This window comes from Citrobacter sp. CK198 (genome assembly GCF_030333295.1).
Taxonomy (GTDB): Bacteria; Pseudomonadota; Gammaproteobacteria; order Enterobacterales; family Enterobacteriaceae; genus Citrobacter_B; species Citrobacter_B koseri.
On sequence record NZ_JAOWGE010000035.1, the window covers coordinates 544,826 to 566,467 of the forward strand.

The window sequence follows — 21,642 nt, forward strand, 5'->3', positions numbered from 1 at the left end:
CAGGCTATACTTTCCGCAAAACTCATTACCAGGCGGAATCATGATCGCACCAAAACAGCTTCCCTCCCTGCGTTTACCGCTGGCAGGACTCCTGATGTTGACGCTGCTGTGGGCAGGTTTCACCGTGCACAGCCATTGGGAAGCGTTTATCCAGTGGTGTCTCGCCGCCCAGATCACCCTGCACCGCTATCTGGTCATGTATTTGCTGCAACTCAATAACCACCAGTACACCGGCGGGCTATGGCTGCTGACCGGCGCGTTCTTCTATGGCGTACTGCATGCGATTGGGCCGGGGCATGGGAAATTTATCGTCACCACCTGGCTGAGCACGACGAAAGAGAGCCTGCTTGCCGCGCGGGTCGTACCCTTTATTGGCAGCCTGATGCAGGGCGTCAGCGCCATACTGTTCGTGTTTATTCTGGCGGTCGGCTTCAACCTGGCCGCCGGCGATCTCAGCACCAGCCGCTGGTACGTCGAGAAAATCAGCGCCGTCCTGATTGGCGCGTTCGGGCTATTTATCATCTACCAGGCGTTAAAAACCCTGCGTCCAAAGCCCATTTTCTCGCGTTTCTCCCAGCCGCACAGCCACGACGAACACTGTGGCTGCGGGCATCACGGCGTGGGCGCAGAACTCACCGACGGCAACTGGAAAACACGCCTCGGCGTGATTCTGGCGACAGGCGCCCGCCCCTGTAGCGGGGCAATCATGATTTTACTGTTCTCCAACGCGCTCGGTATTGTCAGTTGGGGGATTGCCGCCGTCATGACCATGTCCTTCGGCACGGCGCTGTCGATTATGGGGCTGTCGCTGGCGGTACGTTACGCACGCAACCAGACCCAGGCGCTGTTTGCCGGTAACCATGCCCCCCTGCGCTGGCTGGGGCCGGTTATCCGCATCATCGGCGGGCTGGCGCTGGTACTGTTTGCCCTCATTCTGTTTCTGACGGTGATCCCCATCAGTGCGAACGGTGATTATATTGCGGCGGGGTGTTAACCTGTTTGCCGGGCGATAGCGTGCTTATGTCCCTGTCTTTCCCTACCTCCTTTGAATTACCCGTCCCATCAGGGATAATACCCACACAATGTGTAATCTCAGGATCGCGATGAAACATTCTCTGCAACGCCGCGCTGGACGAAAACGCCAGATGAAACTCGGCACGACCGTGATATTGATGGTCAGCGCCGTGTTGTTCTCCGTGCTGCTCGTCGTCCATCTGATTTATTTCTCACAGATCAGCCACATGACGCGCGACGCGCTGGCAGACAAAGCGCTGGCGGTCGCCCGTACGCTGGCGGACTCCCCGGAAATTCGCCAGCGTATGAAGCAAAAGCCGACAGAGAGCGGCATTCAGGCGATCGCCGAGGCGGTTCGCAAACGCAACGATATGTTATTTATCGTGATTACCGATATGAAGAGCATTCGCTATTCGCACCCGGAAGCGCAGCGAATCGGCCAGCCGTTTAAAGGCGACGACATCCTGCTGGCGCTACAGGGGCATGAAAACGTCGCCATCAATCGCGGTTTTCTTGCCAAAGCGCTGCGGGTTTTCACGCCCATTTATGACGACAATCATCAGCAGATCGGCGTCGTGGCGATTGGCCTTGAGCTCAGCAGAGTAACGGAGCAGATCAACAACAGCCGCTGGAGCATCATCTGGTCGATTCTGTTCGGCGCGCTGGTGGGGCTGCTGGGCACTTACGTGCTGGTGAAGGTGCTCAAACGCATCCTGTTCGGCCTGGAGCCGTATGAAATTTCCACGCTGTTTGAGCAGCGCCAGGCGATGCTGCAATCCATCAAAGAGGGGGTAGTCGCCGTTGACGACAGCGGCGAGGTGACATTAATCAACCAGGCGGCGCAGGAACTTCTTGATTACCGCAAATCGCAGGATGACGCGCACTTATCCTCGCTTAGCCACGCCTGGTCGCAGGTAGTGAATCTGAACGACGTGCTCCGCGACGGTACGCCGCGCCGGGATGAAGAGATTACCGTTAAAGATCGTCTGCTGCTTATCAACACCGTTCCGGTACGCAGCAATGGAAAAATCATCGGCGCGATCTCCACGTTCAGGGACAAAACAGAAGTCCGCCAGCTCATGCAGCGTCTGGACGGAATGGTCAACTACGCGGATGCACTCCGTGAACGATCCCACGAATTTATGAACAAATTACATGTCATTCTGGGATTATTGCATCTGAAGAGTTATAAGCAGCTTGAAGATTATATTATTAAGACGGCTAATAACTATCAGGAAGAGATCGGCTCACTGTTGGGGAAAATAAAGTCGCCCGTTATCGCAGGCTTTTTGCTCAGTAAGATTAATCGCACCTCCGATTTAGGGCACAGTCTGGTGATTAGCAATGAAAGTCGATTACCGGACAGCCGTAATGAAGATCAAATCACCGTATTGATTACCATTCTGGGCAATTTAATTGAAAACGCGCTGGAGGCGCTAGGTCAACAACCCGGCGGTGAAATCAGCGTATCCTTGCATTATCGGCATGGCTGGCTGCATTGTGAAGTCAACGATGACGGGCCGGGAATTGACCCCGAACGCATAGAGCAAATTTTTGACAAAGGCGTCTCGTCAAAAGGAACGGAGCGTGGCGTCGGTCTGGCGATAGTAAAACAGCAAGTTGAGAGTATCGGCGGCAATATTACCGTCGAATCGGAACCCGGGATCTTCACACAATTTTTTGTTCAAATACCCTGGGACGGGGAGAGGACCAGCATATGATCAATGTTTTAATTGTCGATGACGATGCGATGGTAGCAGAGTTAAACCGCCGCTATGTTGCGCAGATCGCTGGCTTTCACTGCTGCGGCACCGCGTCTACGCTGGAGAAAGCAAAAGCGTTTATCTTCGATGGCGAAAACCATATTGATCTGATTTTACTGGATATTTACATGCAGAAGGAGAACGGGCTGGACCTGCTGCCCGTCCTGCACAGCGCCGGATGCAAATGTGACGTCATCGTTATCTCTTCCGCCGCCGACGCCACCACCATCAAAGATTCGCTCCATTACGGCGTGGTCGATTATTTGATCAAACCGTTTCAGGCTTCCCGCTTTGAAGAGGCGCTGACCGGCTGGCTGCAAAAGAAAACGGCGATGGAGAAGCACCAGTATTATGAACAATCAGAGCTGGATCGGCTGATTCACGGCAGTGCATCCAATGAGCCGGATACCCGACGCCTGCCTAAAGGGCTGACGCCGCAAACGCTGCGCACCCTGTGTCAGTGGATCGATGCGCACCAGGACCAGGAATTTTCAACTGACGAGCTGGCGAATGAGGTCAATATTTCCCGCGTTTCCTGCCGTAAATATCTTATCTGGCTGGTCAATTGCCATATTCTGTTTACCAGCATCCATTATGGCGTGACCGGCAGACCGGTTTACCGTTATCGTATTCAGGCCGAACATTATTCTTTACTTAAGCAATATTGCCAGTAGAAAAGAAGCCGCTTCGCATTATGCGTTATATAAAGGTAACAATTATTACAATAATGAAAAATAACAAAGGCACAAGTTACACCTTCAAAAATAGAGAATTTGTGCCAGATCAAATATGAACACAAATATGTTTTAATTCATCAGCTTATTATTCAGAAGCGTCACGTTGTTTTTAATTTCAAAAACGGTAACAAAAGTTAATTAAGTATTATGTGACTCGTAGAGTGTGTATTTTTAACTATAAAGGAGTAGTCTGGGATTCACCGGACACATAAAAAAAATTAAAATAACGCTATTTTTGTGAGCAGACGATATGTTCCTGAAATTCAGTGACATAGAATACAAAACACACAACCTGCCCTGCTCTTCTTTGTTAACCAGCCCATCGCCAGGGAGCTTCGTTCTCTGAATACGCCATAAACAGAAGCCAAGAATGACTCATGATTTACTGAAAAATTCTTATTTCATGTTTAGAGATTAATCATCAATACAGACAAAGCGAATATTCGTCAGGCTCTGAGGACAATTCACAAAAAACAGAACATGACTGTGATCTATTTATCAAAAATTAAACAGGTTTATCGCGAGGGTAGATAAATGTTATTTAGTATACAACTTATCATAATATTAGTGTGTTTGTTTTATGGCGCCAGAAAAGGCGGTATCGCGCTGGGTTTATTAGGCGGTATCGGTCTGGTCATTCTGGTCTTTGTTTTCCACCTCCAGCCGGGTAAACCGCCCGTCGACGTGATGCTGGTGATCATCGCCGTGGTCGCCGCCTCCGCCACGCTACAGGCCTCCGGCGGCCTGGATGTGATGTTGCAGATTGCCGAGAAGCTGTTGCGTCGCAACCCCAAATACGTCTCCATCGTCGCCCCGTTTGTAACCTGCACGCTGACCATCCTGTGCGGTACGGGCCATGTGGTGTACACCATTCTGCCCATCATCTACGACGTCGCGATTAAGAACAATATTCGCCCGGAACGTCCTATGGCAGCCAGTTCTATCGGCGCGCAGATGGGGATCATCGCCAGCCCGGTTTCTGTGGCGGTCGTTTCGCTGGTCGCGATGCTGGGTAACTTCACCTTTAACGGTAAGCATCTGGAGTTCCTTGACCTGCTTTCCATCACCATTCCATCGACCCTGCTGGGTATCCTGGCTATCGGTATTTTCAGCTGGTTCCGTGGTAAAGATCTGGATAAAGACGAAGAGTTCCAGAAGTTCATCTCCGTCCCGGAAAACTACCACTACGTGTATGGCGACACCGCCACGCTGCTGGATAAAAAACTGCCGAAAAGCAACTGGCTGGCCATGTGGATCTTCCTGTCGGCCATCGCCGTTGTCGCTCTGTTAGGCGCCTTCTCTGAACTGCGTCCGGTCTTCGGCGGCAAACCGCTGTCGATGGTACTGGTCATTCAGATGTTCATGCTGCTGACCGGCGCGCTGATTATTATCCTGACAAAAACCAATCCTGCTTCTATCTCAAAAAATGAAGTCTTCCGTTCAGGTATGATCGCGATTGTGGCGGTGTACGGTATTGCCTGGATGGCGGAAACCATGTTCGGCGCGCACATGACTGAAATCGAAAGCGTGCTGGGCGAAATGGTGAAAGAGTATCCGTGGGCCTATGCGATTGTTCTGCTGCTGGTCTCCAAGTTTGTAAACTCCCAGGCGGCGGCGCTGGCGGCGATCGTTCCGTTAGCACTGGCTATCGGCGTAGACCCGGCTTACATCGTGGCGTCAGCACCAGCGTGCTATGGCTACTACATTCTGCCGACCTACCCGAGCGATCTGGCCGCGATTCAGTTCGACCGTTCCGGCACCACCCACATTGGTCGCTTCGTCATTAACCACAGCTTTATTCTGCCCGGTTTGATTGGCGTAAGCGTCTCCTGTGTATTTGGCTGGATCTTCGCCGCCATGTACGGGTTCCTGTAACAGCACCTTGCGTGCCGCCCGTTATCGCGCGGCACGCCATCTATACAATTCAAATAATTCAGGATAATTAAAAAGGCTGGAAGCATATGTCGAATAAAGAATTTATATATCAGGCGCCTTTCCCGATGGGGGAAGACAAAACGGAGTATTATCTCCTGACCTCCGATCACGTTAGCGTTGGCGAATTTGAAGGAGAGTCGATACTGAAGGTTGAGCCACAGGCCCTGACGCTCCTGGCCCAGCAAGCCTTCCACGATGCCTCCTTTATGCTCCGCCCGGAGCACCAGCAACAAGTCGCCTCCATTCTCCATGACCCCGAAGCCAGCGAAAACGATAAGTACGTCGCGCTGCAATTTTTACGCAACTCCGAAATCGCCGCTAAAGGCGTTCTGCCGACCTGCCAGGATACCGGCACGGCGATTATCGTCGGTAAAAAGGGCCAGCGCGTCTGGACGGGCGGCGGCGATGAAGCCGCGCTCTCCAAAGGCGTGTTCAACACCTATATCGAAGACAACCTGCGCTATTCGCAGAACGCCGCGCTGGATATGTACAAAGAGGTCAACACCGGCACCAACCTGCCCGCGCAAATCGACCTCTACACGGTTGATGGCGATGAATACAAGTTCCTCTGCGTGGCAAAAGGCGGCGGCTCGGCGAACAAAACCTATCTGTATCAGGAAACCAAAGCGCTGCTGACGCCCGGCAAGCTGAAAAACTTCCTCGTTGAGAAAATGCGTACCCTGGGCACCGCAGCCTGCCCGCCGTACCACATCGCGTTTGTGATTGGCGGGACATCGGCGGAAAGCACGCTGAAAACCGTGAAGCTGGCCAGTGCGCATTATTACGACGGTCTGCCGACTGAAGGTAACGAACACGGCCAGGCCTTCCGCGATATTCAACTGGAACAGGAACTGCTGGAAGAGGCGCAGAAGCTCGGCCTCGGCGCACAGTTTGGCGGTAAATACTTCGCGCACGATATCCGGGTAATCCGCCTGCCGCGTCACGGCGCGTCCTGCCCGGTCGGCATGGGCGTCTCCTGCTCGGCTGACCGCAACATCAAAGCCAAAATCAACCGTGAAGGGATCTGGATCGAAAAACTGGAGCACAATCCCGCGCAGTACATCCCGGAATCCCTGCGTCAGGCCGGTGAAGGCGAAGTGGTGAAAGTTGACCTCAACCGGCCGATGAAAGAGATCCTCGCCCAGCTTTCACAGTACCCGGTATCAACCCGCCTGTCGCTGAGCGGCACCATCATCGTCGGTCGCGATATCGCCCATGCGAAGCTGAAAGAGCGCATCGAATCCGGCGAAGGTCTGCCGCAGTACATTAAAGATCACCCCATCTACTACGCAGGCCCGGCGAAAACGCCAGCAGGCTACCCGTCCGGCTCCCTGGGGCCAACCACCGCAGGACGCATGGACTCCTACGTTGACCTGCTGCAATCTCACGGCGGCAGCATGATCATGCTGGCGAAAGGCAACCGTAGCCAGCAGGTCACCGACGCCTGCCACAAATACGGCGGCTTCTATCTGGGCAGCATTGGCGGCCCGGCTGCGGTGCTGGCGCAACAGAGTATCAAGCATCTGGAGTGCGTGGAGTACCCGGAACTGGGGATGGAAGCAATCTGGAAAATCGAAGTGGAAGACTTCCCGGCGTTTATCCTGGTGGATGACAAAGGCAACGATTTCTTCCAGCAGATTGTCAGCAAACAGTGCGCGAACTGCGCGAAATAACCTGCCCGGCCCGGTTATCTCATCGGGCCGTTTTTCCCTTTATTTACAGCATGGCGGATACGCCGTTTCCCCCCGATGGCGCTACGTTTATCAGTCCTGTGGCGACGATCGCAGGTCGCCCCACAACCTTAAAAACTTAAGGTTGGCTTAATGTTGCTTTGCGAGGATCGGCGCACTTAGTTGATGGACATACCATAATGCTGAAGCGCGTTTTAAAAAGACCGACCCTCGGACACATTACCTGGCTGTTACTCCTTTCATTCTACATCGCCGTCTGTCTGAACATCGCTTTCTACAAGCAGGTGATGCAAGCCCTGCCGCTGGATTCAATGCACAACGTGCTGGTGTTTTTATCCATGCCGCTTGTCGCGTTTAGCGTCATCAATATCGTACTGACGCTGGCGTCGTTCCTGTGGCTTAACCGCCCGCTGGCCTGCCTCTTTATTCTGACGGGCGCCGCCGCGCAATACTTCATCATGACCTACGGCATCGTCATGGACCGCTCCATGATCGCCAACATGATGGATACCACACCGGCAGAAACGTTCGCGCTGGTCACGCCGCAAATGGCGCTTACGCTGGGATTAAGCGGCCTTCTGGCGGCGGTAATCGCCTGTAGCATCAAAATCAAACCGACCTCTCTGACATTACGCAGCGGCGCGTATCGCGCCCTCAACGTGCTGGCTTCGCTTCTGCTGATCGTGCTGGTCGCCGCCTGCTTCTACAAAGATTACGCCTCGCTTTTTCGCAATAACAAAGAGCTGATCAAGTCTCTCAGCCCGTCGAATAGCCTGGTCGCCAGTTGGTCGTGGTATTCACATGAGCAACTCGCCAACCTGCCTTTGGTACGCATTGGCGAAGATGCGCATCGCAATCCCGCGATGCTGAAAGAAAAACGGCATAATCTGACCATCCTGATCGTCGGCGAAACCTCGCGTGGGGATAACTTCTCGCTGTCTGGCTATTCACGGCAAACCAACCCGCGTCTGGCGCAGGATAATGTGGTCTACTTCCCGCACACCACCTCCTGCGGCACCGCAACGGCGATCTCGGTTCCCTGCATGTTTTCCGGTATGCCGCGTAAACACTACAATGAAGGGCTGTCGCACCATCAGGAAGGGTTGCTGGACATCATTCAGCGAGCCGGAGTTAGCGTGCTGTGGAACGATAACGACGGCGGCTGTAAAGGCGCCTGCGATCGCGTGCCGCATCAGGATATGACCGCGCTGAAATTGCCGGGTCAGTGCATTAACGGCGAATGTTACGACGAAGTGCTCTTTCACGGGCTGGAGGAATACATCGATAAACTCCAGGGCGACGGCGTCATTGTGCTGCACACCATCGGCAGCCACGGCCCGACCTATTATCACCGTTATCCGCCGCAGTTCGCGCAATTTACCCCGACCTGTGACACCAATGAAATTCAGACCTGTTCGCAGCAACAGTTAGTGAATACTTACGATAATACCGTGCTGTACGTGGACTATATTGTTGATAAGGCAATCAATATATTAAAAGCGCATCAGGATAAATTCACCACCAGCCTGGTCTATCTTTCCGACCACGGTGAATCTTTAGGAGAAAATGGCGTCTATTTGCATGGGCTGCCATACGCCATTGCGCCGGATGCGCAAAAGCATATCCCGATGCTCCTCTGGCTCTCGGAGGATTATCAGAAACGTTACCGGACAGACCTGACATGTTTGCAAAAGCGGGCAGCCCAGGAGGATTTCTCGCAGGACAACCTTTTCTCAACCATGCTCGGATTAACGGGCGTACAGACCAGGAACTACCAGGCCGCAGACGATATTCTGCAACCTTGCAGGAGGCTAACTGAATGAAAATTCTGATTGTTGAAGACGATACGCTGTTATTACAGGGACTGATTCTTGCTGCACAAACGGAGGGTTACGCCTGCGACGGCGTTTCTACCGCCCGGGCGGCGGAACACTGTCTGGAAACAGGGCATTACAGCCTGGTCGTGCTGGATCTTGGGTTGCCTGATGAGGACGGTCTGCATTTTCTGACGCGAATAAGACAGAAAAAATACACCCTTCCGGTATTGATCCTCACCGCCCGCGACACGCTCAACGACCGCATCACCGGGCTGGATGTCGGGGCGGATGATTATCTGGTGAAGCCGTTTGCGCTGGAGGAGTTACATGCGCGTATTCGCGCGCTGCTGCGTCGTCATCACAATCAGGGTGAAAGCGAATTGACCGTCGGCAATCTGATGCTGAATCTGGGGCGTCGTCAGGTGTGGCTGGCCGGGCAAGAGCTTATCTTAACGCCCAAAGAGTATGCGCTGCTGTCGCGGCTGATGCTCAAAGCAGGCAGCCCGGTACACCGTGAAATCTTGTATAACGACATCTATAACTGGGACAACGAACCGTCAACCAATACCCTGGAAGTGCATATTCACAACCTGCGCGACAAAGTGGGGAAATCACGTATCCGCACGGTGCGCGGGTTTGGTTATATGCTGGTTGCCGTTGAGGAAAACTAAGTGAACCTTACGCGTTTTCTGCACAGACCGATGACCCTTCGTCAGCGTCTGATGCTGACCATTGGCTCTATCCTGCTGGTGCTGCAACTGATCAGCACCTTCTGGCTATGGCACGAGAGCACCGAGCAGATTGAGCTTTTCGAGCAGGCGCTGCTGGAGGACAGGAATAACGATCGGCACATCAGGCATGAGGTTCGCGAAGCGGTCGCCAGCCTGATCGTTCCCGCCGTGTTTATGGTCAGCCTGACGCTGCTGATCTGCTATCAGGCCGTCCGGCGCATCACCCGCCCGCTTGCCGACCTGCAAAAAGAGCTGGAAGCCCGCACGGCCGATAACCTGACGCCCATCGATATTCACAGCTCGACGATTGAAATTGAAGCCGTCGTCTCGGCGCTTAACCAGCTGGTCACTCGCCTGACGACGACGCTGGAGAATGAACGCCTGTTCACCGCCGACGTCGCCCACGAGCTACGCACGCCGCTGGCGGGCGTGCGTCTGCATCTGGAACTGCTGGCGAAAGCGCACAACGTTAACGTCACGCCGTTGATTACGCGTCTTGATCAAATGATGGACAGCGTTTCGCAGCTGCTGCAATTAGCACGCGTGGGGCAGTCGTTCTCATCCGGTAATTACCAGTCGGTGAAGCTGCTGGATGACGTGATCCTGCCCTCTTACGATGAACTGAACACCATGCTGGAAACACGCCAGCAGACGCTGCAACTGCCGGAAAGCACAGCAGACGCCACCGTGCGCGGCGATGCCACGCTACTGCGTATGCTGTTGCGTAATCTTGTGGAAAATGCGCACCGCTACAGTCCGAAAGGGTCAACCATCACCATTATCCTCAATAATGCGGAAAGCGACGCGATGATGGCCGTCGAAGACGAAGGGCCGGGAATTGATGAAAGTAAATGCGGGGAGTTAAGTGAAGCGTTTGTCCGCATGGACAGCCGCTATGGCGGTATCGGGCTGGGGTTGAGCATCGTCTCCCGCATCACGCAGTTGCACCACGGGCAATTCTTTTTGCAAAACCGTGTGGGAACGACGGGAACCCGCGCGTGGGTGCTGTTGAAAAGAGATCAGTAAGTCGTAACCCAGACATACAGGAAACTGCTGACAATCAGCATACTGAACAGGGTTGTCAGACTTTCATACATTCGCGTTTTCATCACACTCTCCTCCGATGGTCTGGAGGAGAGTATGCCTGACGAAGATTAAGCGAACATTAAGATTTGTCGGCCTGATAAACGCAGTCTGTAGGCCTGATAAGCGTAGCGCCATCAGGCAAAGGTGTTGCGCCGTCTGTAGGCCTGATAAGCGTAGCGCCATCAGGCGGTGCGCTAAAGCTTACTCGTCAATACGCGGATGCTGCTGCACTAACCGCGAACGTTTAGCCTGCAACTCCTCAATCTCCTGATCGATATCTTCGATTTTCTGCTCGATATTATCGTAGTGCTCGCCAAGGATTTCTTTCGCTTCCTGGATATCCGAGGCCGCTGGCGTCGCCCCTTTCAGCGGACGGTTGGCGGTCTCTTTCATGGTAATACCGGTAATAAAACCGACGACCGCAATCGCCATCAGGTAATAGGCTGGCATCATCAGGTTCTGCGAGCTTTCCACCAGCCAGGCGGCCAGGGTCGGCGTCAGACCCGCAATCAGCACCGAGATATTAAACGCCGCCGCCAGCGCGCTGTAACGGATGTGCGTCGGGAACATCGCTGGCAGAGAAGAGGCCATCACCCCGGTAAAGCAGTTCAGGATCACCGCCAGCATCAGCAGACCGGCAAAAATCAGGCCGATAATATTACTGTTGATCAGAATGAAGGCCGGAATAGCCAGCGCAAACAGCGCGATACTGCCCATAATAACAAACGGACGACGACCGAAACGGTCACTGAGCAGCCCCATCACCGGCTGCACAAACAGCATCCCGATCATGATGGCGATAATAATCAGCACGCCGTGGTCTTCCGAGTAGTGCAGGTTATGCGACAGGTAGCTCGGCATATAGGTGAGCAGCATGTAGTAGGTCACGTTGGTGGCAATCACCAGGCCGATACACGCCAGCAGGCTGCGCCAGTGTTTGGTTGCAATCTCTTTAAAGGAGACTTTTGGCCCTTCCTGCAAACCTTCACGATCGCCCTGCTCCAGCTTATCCACATGCTGCTGGAAGGCCGGGGTCTCTTCCAGCGCATGGCGCAGATAAAGACCAATGATCCCTAGCGGCAGTGCGATGAAGAACGGAATACGCCAGCCCCAGTCGAGGAAGTTCTCCTCGCCGACAACGGTGGAGATCAGCACCACCACGCCCGCGCCCAGCACGAAGCCCGCAATGGAGCCGAAGTCCAGCCAGCTTCCCATAAAGCCGCGTTTACGGTCTGGCGAGTATTCGGCGACAAAGATCGACGCGCCGGTATATTCGCCGCCGACCGAGAAGCCCTGCGCCATCTTACACAACAGCAACAGTATCGGCGCCCAGATGCCGATAGAGGCATAAGAGGGAATCAACCCGATACAGAACGTACTGATCGACATAATCACAATCGTGATGGCAAGAATCTTCTGGCGACCATATTTATCGCCGAGCATACCGAAGAATAAGCCGCCAAGCGGTCGAATCAGGAAGGGAACGGAGAAGGTGGCGAGTGCGGCAATCATCTGCACGCTGGGGTCAGCCCCCGGGAAAAACACTTTACCTAACGCGTAGGCGACAAACCCATAAACACCAAAATCAAACCACTCCATCGCATTACCCAGCGAGGCTGCGGTAATCGCTTTACGCAGTTTACCATCATCAATAATGGTCACATCGCGAAGCGTAATCGGTTTTACTTTTTTCCTTTTCAGCATAGCTGTCCTCGTAGACTAAGCCCTGTCTCGCTACATACTGCATTCATTGGCGCACAAAGCGCTAACGTCACCGTCGAGCGTTGGAATCGTGCGGGCACAATTCCTCGTAGAACAAGCGTAGCAGGTTTACTTACACTGACTGGTCAAGGTCTGTACAACCGAACCTGTTGACGCCTGATTGGGCGGTTAATGACCTCTTTACCCTACCAGTGTTTAAATTTGTGATCAACTTCACACATATATTGCCGTTTCGTCAGCGAGCGTAAATAAGGGCATTTTTATCTGTATTTTTACATTGTCAGCAAAGCGCATTATTGACAATAAATGGGAGGCGATTTCGTTATTCTTTTCGAAATATCACGTCCGTCACTATTATGCTGCTAGCAAAAAATCCGCCATAACTCTTCACAAACAATTTACAGCATTTTTAATAATCATCGCGTTCCCTGGCCTTTACGCAAAATATGTGATGAAGATAACTAAAACAGTGTTTTATTTTGATTGAATCAATATTCCACTGAATGCAAGATAACACCCGACGCAACATCCCTGAGGATTGTGACAAACAGACGTATGCCACATTCGATTATGTATCACGCAGGGAGAAAGAGGGTTTCCCGCCGTTCTCTTTGTGAAATAACAAATTGAAATTAAATAATATTTATCGACTTGTCCGTTAGTTCCGCGCGACAAGATGTGAGGACTTTTATGAAAATTAAAGCCACGATTGAACGCATCCCTGGCGGGATGATGTTGATCCCTCTGCTGCTCGGCGCAATTTTAAATACCCTGGCCCCGGATACCGGCGCCTATTTTGGTTCATTTACAAAAGGCATGATCAGCGGCACCGTGCCGATTCTGGCCGTCTGGTTCTTCTGTATTGGCGCCTCGATTGATTTGCGCGCTACCGGGACGGTATTACGTAAATCGGGTACGCTGGTTATTACTAAAATAGCCGTGGCGTGGGTGGTCGCGATGATTGCCGCCTCGTTTATCCCGGATACCGGTATTCAAACCGGCTTCTTCGCCGGTTTGTCCGTACTGGCGATCGTCTCCGCAATGGACATGACCAACGGCGGCCTGTACGCCAGCCTGATGAACCAGTACGGCACCAAAGAAGAGTCCGGCGCGTTCGTCCTGATGTCTCTGGAATCTGGCCCGCTGATGACGATGGTGATTCTGGGTTCCGCAGGTCTCGCCTCCTTCGAACCGCATCACTTTGTCGGCGCCGTGCTGCCGTTCCTGATTGGCTTCACATTAGGCAATCTGGACCACGACCTGCGCGCGTTCTTCAGCAAAGCCACACCAGTGCTGATCCCGTTCTTCGGCTTTGCGCTGGGTAACACCATTAACCTGAGCGTGATTGTCGATACCGGCCTGCTGGGCATCCTGCTGGGTGTCGCGGTTATCATTATTACCGGTATCCCGTTGATTATCGCAGACCGCGTCATTGGCGGCGGTAACGGCACTGCGGGCGTCGCGGCCTCCTCTGCGGCAGGCGCTGCGGTAGCGAACCCGGTGATCATCGCGCAGATTAACCCGGCGTTTGAACCCGTCGCCGCGTCCGCCACGGCGCTGGTCGCCGCCAGCGTGATTGTGACGGCGATTCTGGTTCCGATTATCACCGCCCTGTATGCAAAACGTTTCGGCAACGTCCCGGCGCCGGGCAATGCGGAGGCAAACCCAACGGAATCCCTCCATCACTAAACGTCATACGTCCCCTCTCAGCCCACGAGAGGGGACGGCGCAAAAATCTCCTCAATCATCGCATCCACCAGGCGCTGTGCCGAACACAGCCTTGGCATCCCCAACGCCACCGTCTGCCAGCGCTGGGTCACTGACCAGCACACCGGATGTTTATCGGGATCGCACCAGTCGCCAATCCAGCTCAACATGTCATTGTGCTCCCCCGCGCCGACCACGGCGGGCGAATGAAGCCACTGATGGTAATAATGACGCGTGGTGGGCGCGGCGTGAATACTGTGCGCCAGATAATCGGTAGCCATCGCGCGCAAATTATCTTTCAGCATCGCGACCACTTCCATATTGCCCAACCGACAGGCATCGCCAAACGGCCCCCAGCGCAACTCCTCCAGCGCGACAAAACAGCGCCCCGGCAATGACCAGCCGTCATAGGCTCCGGCGCGCCAGCGGGTAAAAATCTGCTCGCTGTGTTCGCCCGCCTGCACCGTCAATCCACGCCGGGTCAGCGCCTTCTCTTTATGTTCGCTGCGCCGGGCAAACCCGTCGCTCAGCGCCGCTAACTGCTGCGTGATGCCAGGAATAGCTTGCCCTCTGGGGCTTTCCGTCTGTTGCAGAAGGGTCAATTGCCGGGAAATGCGCGTTAGCGCCAGATGGCCGGGATCGAGCATCCCCGCCAGTTTTTCCACCAGCTTAAGACGCATCATCAGATGCTCATTGAATACGCCCGCCATGACCCAGGCGCGAAGCTGCGTCTGGCTCAGAATTTCTTGCGTCAGGCGTTCGCGAAAACGCTGCTGCTGTTGCAGGTTGCCGCCAGGTCGCTTCGGCTCTTCTCCCTGAACCAGATCGACCATAAACTTCGGGTGAATGCATTCCAGCATCCGTCCCGGGCCTTCCAGTAACACGTTCGTCATGAGTGCTCGGCTGCAAAAAGGGTCTGGATATCATCACGTAACAGGCGGGAATCTTCATGAATCCACCGGGTGGCGGAGATACTGTGCTGTAACTGTTGGCTCAGTCTGTTCACAACCGATTCATGTTGCTGGCGCGTCACCAGACTCTCGCGCAAGCTCTCCTGCAATCCCGACAGACACAACGAAAAATCGGCAAAAAAGGTCGCCATACCTGCCGTAACAGAAACATCGACCTGGGCATCTAAAGCTTTATGAATTTGTTGGAAGAAATGGCTGACATGCTGGATCAGAGTGTTATGCAATGCCGTTATATCAATGACATAGCGTGTCCTGGCTTCCACATAATCATTCCATCCCCAGTTCGGTTGATTCAGCCAGCGCGCAAAGGTGTCGCGCACGCCGCCCGCGCGAGGCGCGGCGCCTTCCGGCGGGTTCTCCTGAGCGACCGCCTCGCTAAACAACGGTTGAGTATTGAAGTTAAACATACTGGCATGAAACGTCGGGAAGCTGATTCGCGCCCGGAACCCCGCCTGGCTCAGATCGTCTTTTACCCGCGCCTCAATTGGCCGCATCGCGTCATTTAACACCCGGCTTAGCGTCGATTCGAGCTGTTCGAAGCGCAGCGCCAGATCGCGGCTAATGTTCTCCTGCGCCGCCAGTAATACCGCTTCGCATGACGCACGCATTTTGCTTAAAACGACCTGCGCCTGCCTTTCGTTATGCAGCACCAGCGTTTCGCCCTCGACCACCGCCTCCTGCTCAGGGGAAAGCGGATCGCGCGGCAGCCACGCCACCACGCTCTCTTCGCGAAAAAGCGGCGCGATACGGTGCAAAATATCGGCCTGCTGCTGGCTCAGGAACGTGTTCGCCGCCTCCATCATCCGTTCAACTTCATGGCCGACCTCATCGCTCACGCGATCCTGGCTCACCTGAAGCTGCCGCATATCTTCTTCGACGCGGGAAATATTGACCTGCAACGCGTCATGCGCCACCGTCAGCCCGTGATAGCGAAAATCCAGATATTCACGCGCGCGCTGTGCGTAATTCAATAACTTATGCGACGCCGACCGGAGCGCATACAGTGAGGCGTTGGCGTAAGCGGCGTGAATCAGCCGCTGTACGGGCTGTTCAAATAGCGAATCTTCCCACAGCAGATCGGCGGCATGACGAATATGTTCGATATCATCAAGATCTGCGCTCCGCCAGCGCCTGCCGAGCGCCGCCTCGGCAAAATCCTGCACCCAGCGCTGTTCCTGATGATCCGGCAACCGCCCGTGCACCCGCAGTTCGTGACGCGCACGGTTCGCCAGATACCCCCACATGGAAGAGACCGGAAAAATTTGCCCGGGCGTAATGCTGCCATTCATCAGCGTGCCGGAAATCAGCGCGCGAACCTGTTCTTCATCGTCGCTGTTGCGGTCTTTCTGATCGAACTTATTCACCAGTGCGTACAGAGGCACGGATTTCCCCACCGCCGCAATGGCCTGGCGCACCTCTTCATCCGAAATGGATTTCAGTTGGGTGTAATCCATCACCGCCAGTACGGCAGAAGCGCGCGCCAGCTGTTCATTAAGCATCTTTTGCAGGTGCGGCTGCCCGGCTTCATTAGGGCCGGGCGTATCCAGTAGCGTCAGTTGCCCCGGATAGTTCTCCAGCCCCGCCAGATGCACAAACTCCACCTCAATCACCGGAATATGTTCAATCGCGGCATACGCCGCAAAAGGAAAATCGACCCCCAGCGCTTTTGACAAGCGCACCAGATCGTTCAGGCTTTTCAGACAGTGGAAGATGGGCTGCGCGCCCAGGTAATGACGCTCAAAAGCCACGCCCTTTTCAATTCGCTGGAGCAGCGCATTCATGTCTTTATCGATTTCCAGCACCTGGGTCAGATGCTGGCGATCGCACGCCTGCATACGCTGTTGCAGCGTTTGCATGAGCGTATCAATCGGCGCGACGTGAGAAAAATGCAGCACCGGCTCTTTCTGCCCTGGCGTATGGCGAATCAGCGTCGGTAACGCCGTCATCGGCCGATTACGGTTGGGCAGGACTTCGGTTCCGACAATGGCGTTAATTGTCGTCGACTTCCCAGCCTTCATCGTCCCGACAATCGCCAGCACCATCTCCAGGCGCGTTATTTTACGTAGCTCATTATTGAGCGTGCCGTGCTGAGCCTCCACGTCACGCCCGCTAACAGGCTGAGGCCGGGTATTTTCATTCCCTTCCCCATCTTCCTGAGCGACGCCATCCAGCGAAGCCACAGGCAGTTGTTGCAATAACCGGAGATGTTCCAGAGAAAGCAGCAACAATCTTTCCGCTTCCTGGCTTAATTCATATATTGTCTGTGTGTACATGGAAAATCTTTCCTTAACGCAAACTTTATTACTTTTATTTAGCCGGATGATTTTATTTGTTTGCTTTTCGGCTTTTATAATTACGTGTGGAAATAATTTTATTAAAATAACTTATTGTTAATATTAGAGATATTTTTATCAACCACACCTGTCTCTCTTACCGTGTAAAAGTAAGAGGGATAAAGATTTATAACGCGTCTGGTCGTTCCTCTCACCTTATCTTAAATAGTAAAACGTAGCAATTTCCCTTAAAAAAATAGTCATGACATTTTTCTTACCCTGGCGGCAACCTTCAGCCACAGGTTGTCGTATCCTTAAATTGCGAGTAGTCCCGACAACGTTAAGGATTTTGTGTATAATTGCGGCCTTTTTCGGCAATCTGCCATTTTTTGGGCGCTTTTGCCCCTGCTGACTTTTTTGAGGAAATCGACATGTCATTACCCCATTGCCCACAATGCAACTCCGAATATACCTACGAAGATAACGGCATGTTCATCTGCCCGGAATGCGCCCATGAATGGAACGACGCAGAACCGGCGCAGGACAGCGACGAGCTGATCGTAAAAGATGCCAACGGCAACCTGCTGGCAGACGGCGACAGCGTGACCGTTGTTAAAGATCTGAAAGTAAAAGGCAGTTCTTCCATGCTGAAAATTGGCACCAAAGTGAAGAACATCCGTCTGGTTGAAGGCGACCACAACATTGATTGCAAGATCGATGGCTTTGGCCCGATGAAGCTGAAATCTGAGTTCGTGAAAAAGAACTGATTTTTCCAGGCCCGGTAAGGCGTTTACGCCGCCATCCGGCATTTATTGCCCGGTGGCGCTTCGCTTACCGGGCCTACGATAACTACACTTAACTGGCTTCTCTTACCTGAGGTCACGATTATGCCGTTAAGTCCCTACATCTCTTTTGCCGGTCACTGTGCCGACGCTATCGCGTACTACCACAAAACGTTAGGCGCGGAACTCCTCTATAAAATCACCTTCGGTGAAATGCCCCCGCCAGAGCAGGGCAGCGAAGACGGTTGCCCGTCAGGCATACAATTCCCTGATACCTCCATCGCCCACGCCAACGTGCGCATTGCAGGCAGCGACATCATGATGAGCGACGCCGTCGCGTCGGGGAACGCGAGTTACTCCGGCTTTACGCTGGTGCTCGACACGCAGGATGTCGCCGAAGGGAAACGCTGGTTTGATAACCTGGCCGCACAGGGACAAATCGAAATGGACTGGCAGGAAACCTTCTGGGCGCACGGTTTCGGGAAAGTGACCGATCAATATGGCGTACCGTGGATGATCAATGTGGTGAAACAGCCGCAGCCGACAGAGTAAACCGACGGGAGGCGCGCCCTCCCGTGCTGTCATCGAAGCCCCTTCAATTCTTCATCGTCAAGTAACCATCCCTTAACTAAAACGTCACATTAATCCGCCACGATGGGGCCACTTTTTTAGGGAGGCCGCATCATGCAAACGGTTATTCGCGTCGAGAAACTCTCCAAAACGTTCAATCAGCATCAGGCGCTGCATGCGGTTGATCTGAACATCTCTTCCGGTGAGATGGTGGCTCTGCTTGGGCCTTCCGGTTCCGGCAAATCCACCCTTTTACGTCACTTAAGCGGTTTGATTACCGGCGATAAAGCGCCGGGCTGCCATGTCGAGCTACTGGGCCGCACGGTACAGCGTGAGGGCAAACTGGCGCGGGACATCCGCAAAAGCCGCGCTCACACCGGCTACATCTTCCAGCAGTTCAACCTCGTGAACCGTCTGACCGTACTGGAGAACGTGCTGATTGGCGCGCTCGGCAGCACGCCGTTCTGGCGTACCTGTTTTAGCTGGTTCACCCAGGCGCAGAAGCAGCGCGCGTTACAGGCGCTGACCCGCGTCGGGATGGCGCACTTCGCGCATCAGCGCGTATCGACGCTTTCCGGCGGACAGCAGCAGCGCGTCGCCATCGCCAGGGCATTGATGCAGCAGGCGAAAGTGATCCTCGCCGATGAGCCGATCGCCTCGCTGGACCCGGAGTCGGCGCGCATTGTGATGGACACCCTGCGCGACATTAACCAGACCGACGGCATCACCGTGGTCGTCACGCTGCATCAGGTGGATTACGCCCTGCGCTACTGCGAACGCATTGTGGCGCTGCGTCAGGGGCATGTGTTCTATGACGGCAGCAGCCAGCACTTTGATAACGATCGTTTTGACCATCTCTACCGCAGCATGAACCGCGTCGAACAGAACGCGCAGGCTGCTTAACATCCCCACAATGAGGAATGGAAATGAGCTACAAAGCCGTTGCCGCGCTGGCGTTCACCAGCATGTTCAGCATCAGCACCTTGTTAAGCCCGGCACATGCGGAAGAACAGGAAAAAGCACTGAACTTTGGCATTATTTCGACCGAATCACAGCAAAACCTGAAGCCGCAGTGGGACCCGTTCCTGAAGGACATGGAAAAGAAACTGGGCGTCAAAGTGAACGCCTTTTTCGCGCCTGACTATGCGGGCATCATTCAGGGAATGCGCTTCAACAAAGTGGATATCGCCTGGTACGGCAACCTCTCGGCGATGGAAGCCGTGGATCGCGCTAACGGTCAGGTATTTGCCCAGACCGTCGCCGCAGATGGATCGCCGGGCTACTGGAGCGTGTTGATCGTCAACAAAGACAGCCCGATCAATAACCTGGACGATCTGATCGCCAAACGTAAAGATCTCACCTTCGGCAATGGCGATCCGAACTCCACCTCTGGCTTCCTCGTCCCCGGTTATTACGTCTTCGCCAAAAACGGCATCTCCGCCAGCGACTTCAAACGCACCGTTAACGCCAGCCACGAAACCAACGCGCTGGCCGTCGCCAACAAGCAGGTGGATGTCGCAACCAATAACACCGAAAACCTCGACAAACTGAAAACCTCCGCGCCGGACAAGCTGAAAGCACTGAAGGTTGTCTGGAAGTCGCCGCTGATCCCGGGCGATCCGATCGTCTGGCGTAAAAATCTCTCCGAAACCACCAAGGACAAGGTGTACGACTTCTTTATGAATTACGGCAAAACAGCGGAAGAGAAAACCGTGCTGGAACGCCTGGGCTGGGCGCCATTCCGCCCCTCCAGCGACCTGCAACTGGTGCCGATTCGCCAGCTGGCGCTGTTTAAAGAAATGCAGGGTGTGAAGGACAACAAAGGGCTGAACGAGAGCGAAAAAACCAGCAAAACCTCCGCGATTAAAGCGCAGCTGGACGATCTCGACCGCCTGACCGCCGCGCTGGGCGCGATGACCAGCGTCACCAAAGCGGTGCAGTAAACCTGATACCCGGTGGCGCTTCGCTTACCGGGCCTACGATGTTCTGTAGGCCAGATAAGGCGCTTGCGCCGCCATCCGGCAATAAACGACGCACGGAGCTAAACATGCAAAGCATCACCGTCGCCCCGCCAAAGCGTAGCTGGTTCTCGCTCCTGAGCTGGGCCATCCTTCTCGCCGTCCTGGTCGTTTCGTGGAAGGGCGCCGAAATGGCCCCGCTCACGCTAATTCAGGATTCCGGCAACATGGCGACCTTCGCCGCCGACTTCTTCCCGCCGGACTTCAGCCAGTGGCAGCACTATCTGGGCGAAATGGCCGTCACCCTGCAAATCGCCGTCTGGGGCACTGCGCTGGCGGTCATTCTGTCGATTCCCTGCGGCCTGATGTGCGCCGATAACCTCGTGCCGTGGTGGATTTACCAGCCGATGCGTCGCCTGATGGACGCCTGCCGCGCGATTAACGAAATGGTTTTCGCCATGCTGTTCGTGGTCGCCGTTGGTCTCGGGCCGTTTGCCGGGGTCATGGCGCTGTTTATCCACACCACCGGCGTGCTCTCCAAGCTGCTTTCTGAAGCGGTGGAAGCCATTGAACCCGGCCCGGTTGAAGGCATTCGCGCCACCGGCGCCAACAAAATTGAAGAGATCCTCTACGGCGTGCTGCCGCAGGTTATGCCGCTGCTCATCTCCTACTCGCTGTACCGTTTTGAGTCCAACGTCCGCTCCGCCACGGTGGTCGGCATGGTGGGCGCAGGCGGCATCGGCGTCACGCTGTGGGAAGCGATTCGCGGCTTTCAGTTCCCGCAGACCTGCGCCCTGATGGTGTTAATCATCATTACCGTCAGCCTGCTGGATTTCCTCTCCCAGCGTTTGCGTAAGCACTTTATCTGATTAGCGAGGCATTGAT

Annotated in this window: 18 protein-coding genes; 14 read left to right on the plus strand and 4 right to left on the minus strand. The window is 54.2% G+C overall.

What is annotated here, in order from left to right; translation table 11 throughout:
• Positions 1-40 precede the first annotated feature (40 nt).
• The 8 genes from OGY62_RS20385 to pmrB all read left to right on the plus strand — a co-directional run bounded on the left by OGY62_RS20385 (position 41) and on the right by pmrB (position 10,714).
• Positions 41-994: a nickel/cobalt transporter gene (locus tag OGY62_RS20385; RefSeq protein WP_049011927.1), complete on the plus strand. Its 954-nt coding sequence runs from the start codon at positions 41-43 to the stop codon at positions 992-994.
• 109 nt (positions 995-1,103) lie between these two features.
• Positions 1,104-2,735, plus strand: a complete 1,632-nt coding sequence (locus OGY62_RS20390; RefSeq protein WP_047459570.1) for a sensor histidine kinase — start codon at positions 1,104-1,106, stop codon at positions 2,733-2,735.
• Positions 2,732-3,451: a two-component system response regulator DcuR gene (gene dcuR / locus OGY62_RS20395; protein ID WP_012134518.1), complete on the plus strand. Its 720-nt coding sequence runs from the start codon at positions 2,732-2,734 to the stop codon at positions 3,449-3,451. The genes OGY62_RS20390 and dcuR overlap by 4 nt, the downstream gene beginning before the upstream one ends.
• Positions 3,452-4,048: 597 nt before the next feature.
• Positions 4,049-5,389: an anaerobic C4-dicarboxylate transporter DcuB gene (dcuB, locus tag OGY62_RS20400; RefSeq protein WP_012134520.1), complete on the plus strand. Its 1,341-nt coding sequence runs from the start codon at positions 4,049-4,051 to the stop codon at positions 5,387-5,389.
• A gap of 86 nt (positions 5,390-5,475) precedes the next feature.
• Positions 5,476-7,122, plus strand: coding sequence for a class I fumarate hydratase FumA (fumA, locus tag OGY62_RS20405; RefSeq protein WP_012134521.1), 1,647 nt, complete (start codon positions 5,476-5,478; stop codon positions 7,120-7,122).
• A 197-nt stretch (positions 7,123-7,319) separates the two neighbouring features.
• Positions 7,320-8,963: a phosphoethanolamine transferase EptA gene (gene eptA, locus OGY62_RS20410; RefSeq protein ID WP_047459576.1), complete on the plus strand. Its 1,644-nt coding sequence runs from the start codon at positions 7,320-7,322 to the stop codon at positions 8,961-8,963.
• Positions 8,960-9,628: a two-component system response regulator PmrA gene (pmrA, locus tag OGY62_RS20415; RefSeq protein WP_012134524.1), complete on the plus strand. Its 669-nt coding sequence runs from the start codon at positions 8,960-8,962 to the stop codon at positions 9,626-9,628. Before eptA ends, pmrA begins: the two co-directional genes overlap by 4 nt.
• Positions 9,629-10,714: a two-component system sensor histidine kinase PmrB gene (gene pmrB / locus OGY62_RS20420; RefSeq protein ID WP_219936233.1), complete on the plus strand. Its 1,086-nt coding sequence runs from the start codon at positions 9,629-9,631 to the stop codon at positions 10,712-10,714.
• Here pmrB and pmrR read toward each other — a convergent pair.
• Together pmrR and proP are read right to left on the minus strand one after the other, a co-directional pair.
• On the minus strand, positions 10,708-10,797 hold the full coding sequence (gene pmrR, locus OGY62_RS20425; protein ID WP_052194426.1) for an LpxT activity modulator PmrR: 90 nt from the start codon (positions 10,795-10,797) through the stop codon (positions 10,708-10,710). The genes pmrB and pmrR overlap by 7 nt on opposite strands.
• Positions 10,798-10,975: 178 nt before the next feature.
• Positions 10,976-12,478 carry a glycine betaine/L-proline transporter ProP gene (gene proP, locus OGY62_RS20430; protein ID WP_047459579.1) on the minus strand — a complete coding sequence of 501 codons (1,503 nt, stop codon included), beginning with the start codon at positions 12,476-12,478 and terminating at the stop codon, positions 10,976-10,978.
• A 708-nt stretch (positions 12,479-13,186) separates the two neighbouring features.
• Between proP and kdgT the strand changes: the two genes are divergently transcribed.
• Positions 13,187-14,185, plus strand: coding sequence for a 2-keto-3-deoxygluconate transporter (gene kdgT / locus OGY62_RS20435; protein ID WP_012134529.1), 999 nt, complete (start codon positions 13,187-13,189; stop codon positions 14,183-14,185).
• A 17-nt stretch (positions 14,186-14,202) separates the two neighbouring features.
• Here the strand turns inward: kdgT and OGY62_RS20440 are convergent, their stop codons facing one another.
• On the minus strand, positions 14,203-15,096 hold the full coding sequence (locus OGY62_RS20440; protein ID WP_071257261.1) for a diguanylate cyclase regulator RdcB family protein: 894 nt from the start codon (positions 15,094-15,096) through the stop codon (positions 14,203-14,205).
• Positions 15,093-17,447 carry a clamp-binding protein CrfC gene (gene crfC, locus OGY62_RS20445; RefSeq protein WP_199976369.1) on the minus strand — a complete coding sequence of 785 codons (2,355 nt, stop codon included), beginning with the start codon at positions 17,445-17,447 and terminating at the stop codon, positions 15,093-15,095. Before crfC ends, OGY62_RS20440 begins: the two co-directional genes overlap by 4 nt.
• A gap of 431 nt (positions 17,448-17,878) precedes the next feature.
• Between crfC and OGY62_RS20450 the strand changes: the two genes are divergently transcribed.
• The 5 genes from OGY62_RS20450 to phnE all read left to right on the plus strand — a co-directional run bounded on the left by OGY62_RS20450 (position 17,879) and on the right by phnE (position 21,626).
• Positions 17,879-18,214, plus strand: a complete 336-nt coding sequence (locus OGY62_RS20450) for a zinc ribbon domain-containing protein YjdM (protein WP_003031835.1) — start codon at positions 17,879-17,881, stop codon at positions 18,212-18,214.
• 120 nt (positions 18,215-18,334) lie between these two features.
• A complete protein-coding gene (gene yjdN / locus OGY62_RS20455) occupies positions 18,335-18,781 on the plus strand; it encodes a VOC family metalloprotein YjdN (RefSeq protein WP_104867883.1) in 447 nt (148 codons plus the stop codon).
• Positions 18,782-18,913: 132 nt separating this feature from the next.
• Positions 18,914-19,702 carry a phosphonate ABC transporter ATP-binding protein gene (phnC, locus tag OGY62_RS20460; RefSeq protein ID WP_012134537.1) on the plus strand — a complete coding sequence of 263 codons (789 nt, stop codon included), beginning with the start codon at positions 18,914-18,916 and terminating at the stop codon, positions 19,700-19,702.
• Positions 19,703-19,725: 23 nt separating this feature from the next.
• The gene (gene phnD, locus OGY62_RS20465; protein WP_024130817.1) at positions 19,726-20,742 is read left to right on the plus strand and encodes a phosphonate ABC transporter substrate-binding protein; all 1,017 of its coding nucleotides are present in this window, start codon (positions 19,726-19,728) and stop codon (positions 20,740-20,742) included.
• A 104-nt stretch (positions 20,743-20,846) separates the two neighbouring features.
• On the plus strand, positions 20,847-21,626 hold the full coding sequence (gene phnE, locus OGY62_RS20470) for a phosphonate ABC transporter, permease protein PhnE (RefSeq protein WP_012134539.1): 780 nt from the start codon (positions 20,847-20,849) through the stop codon (positions 21,624-21,626).
• Positions 21,627-21,642 lie beyond the last annotated feature (16 nt).

Bases quoted from the DNA above. Each gene is read 5' to 3' on its own strand.
- phnD (WP_024130817.1), top strand. From the start codon at position 19,726: ATGAGCTACAAAGCCGTTGCCGCGCTGGCGTTCACCAGCATGTTCAGC.
- OGY62_RS20440 (WP_071257261.1), bottom strand. From the start codon at position 15,096: ATGACGAACGTGTTACTGGAAGGCCCGGGACGGATGCTGGAATGCATT.
- eptA (WP_047459576.1), top strand. From the start codon at position 7,320: ATGCTGAAGCGCGTTTTAAAAAGACCGACCCTCGGACACATTACCTGG.
- fumA (WP_012134521.1), top strand. From the start codon at position 5,476: ATGTCGAATAAAGAATTTATATATCAGGCGCCTTTCCCGATGGGGGAA.
- OGY62_RS20450 (WP_003031835.1), top strand. From the start codon at position 17,879: ATGTCATTACCCCATTGCCCACAATGCAACTCCGAATATACCTACGAA.
- dcuR (WP_012134518.1), top strand. From the start codon at position 2,732: ATGATCAATGTTTTAATTGTCGATGACGATGCGATGGTAGCAGAGTTA.
- pmrA (WP_012134524.1), top strand. From the start codon at position 8,960: ATGAAAATTCTGATTGTTGAAGACGATACGCTGTTATTACAGGGACTG.
- OGY62_RS20390 (WP_047459570.1), top strand. From the start codon at position 1,104: ATGAAACATTCTCTGCAACGCCGCGCTGGACGAAAACGCCAGATGAAA.
- OGY62_RS20385 (WP_049011927.1), top strand. From the start codon at position 41: ATGATCGCACCAAAACAGCTTCCCTCCCTGCGTTTACCGCTGGCAGGA.
- crfC (WP_199976369.1), bottom strand. From the start codon at position 17,447: ATGTACACACAGACAATATATGAATTAAGCCAGGAAGCGGAAAGATTG.
- pmrR (WP_052194426.1), bottom strand. From the start codon at position 10,797: ATGAAAACGCGAATGTATGAAAGTCTGACAACCCTGTTCAGTATGCTG.
- phnC (WP_012134537.1), top strand. From the start codon at position 18,914: ATGCAAACGGTTATTCGCGTCGAGAAACTCTCCAAAACGTTCAATCAG.
- proP (WP_047459579.1), bottom strand. From the start codon at position 12,478: ATGCTGAAAAGGAAAAAAGTAAAACCGATTACGCTTCGCGATGTGACC.
- phnE (WP_012134539.1), top strand. From the start codon at position 20,847: ATGCAAAGCATCACCGTCGCCCCGCCAAAGCGTAGCTGGTTCTCGCTC.
- kdgT (WP_012134529.1), top strand. From the start codon at position 13,187: ATGAAAATTAAAGCCACGATTGAACGCATCCCTGGCGGGATGATGTTG.
- yjdN (WP_104867883.1), top strand. From the start codon at position 18,335: ATGCCGTTAAGTCCCTACATCTCTTTTGCCGGTCACTGTGCCGACGCT.
- dcuB (WP_012134520.1), top strand. From the start codon at position 4,049: ATGTTATTTAGTATACAACTTATCATAATATTAGTGTGTTTGTTTTAT.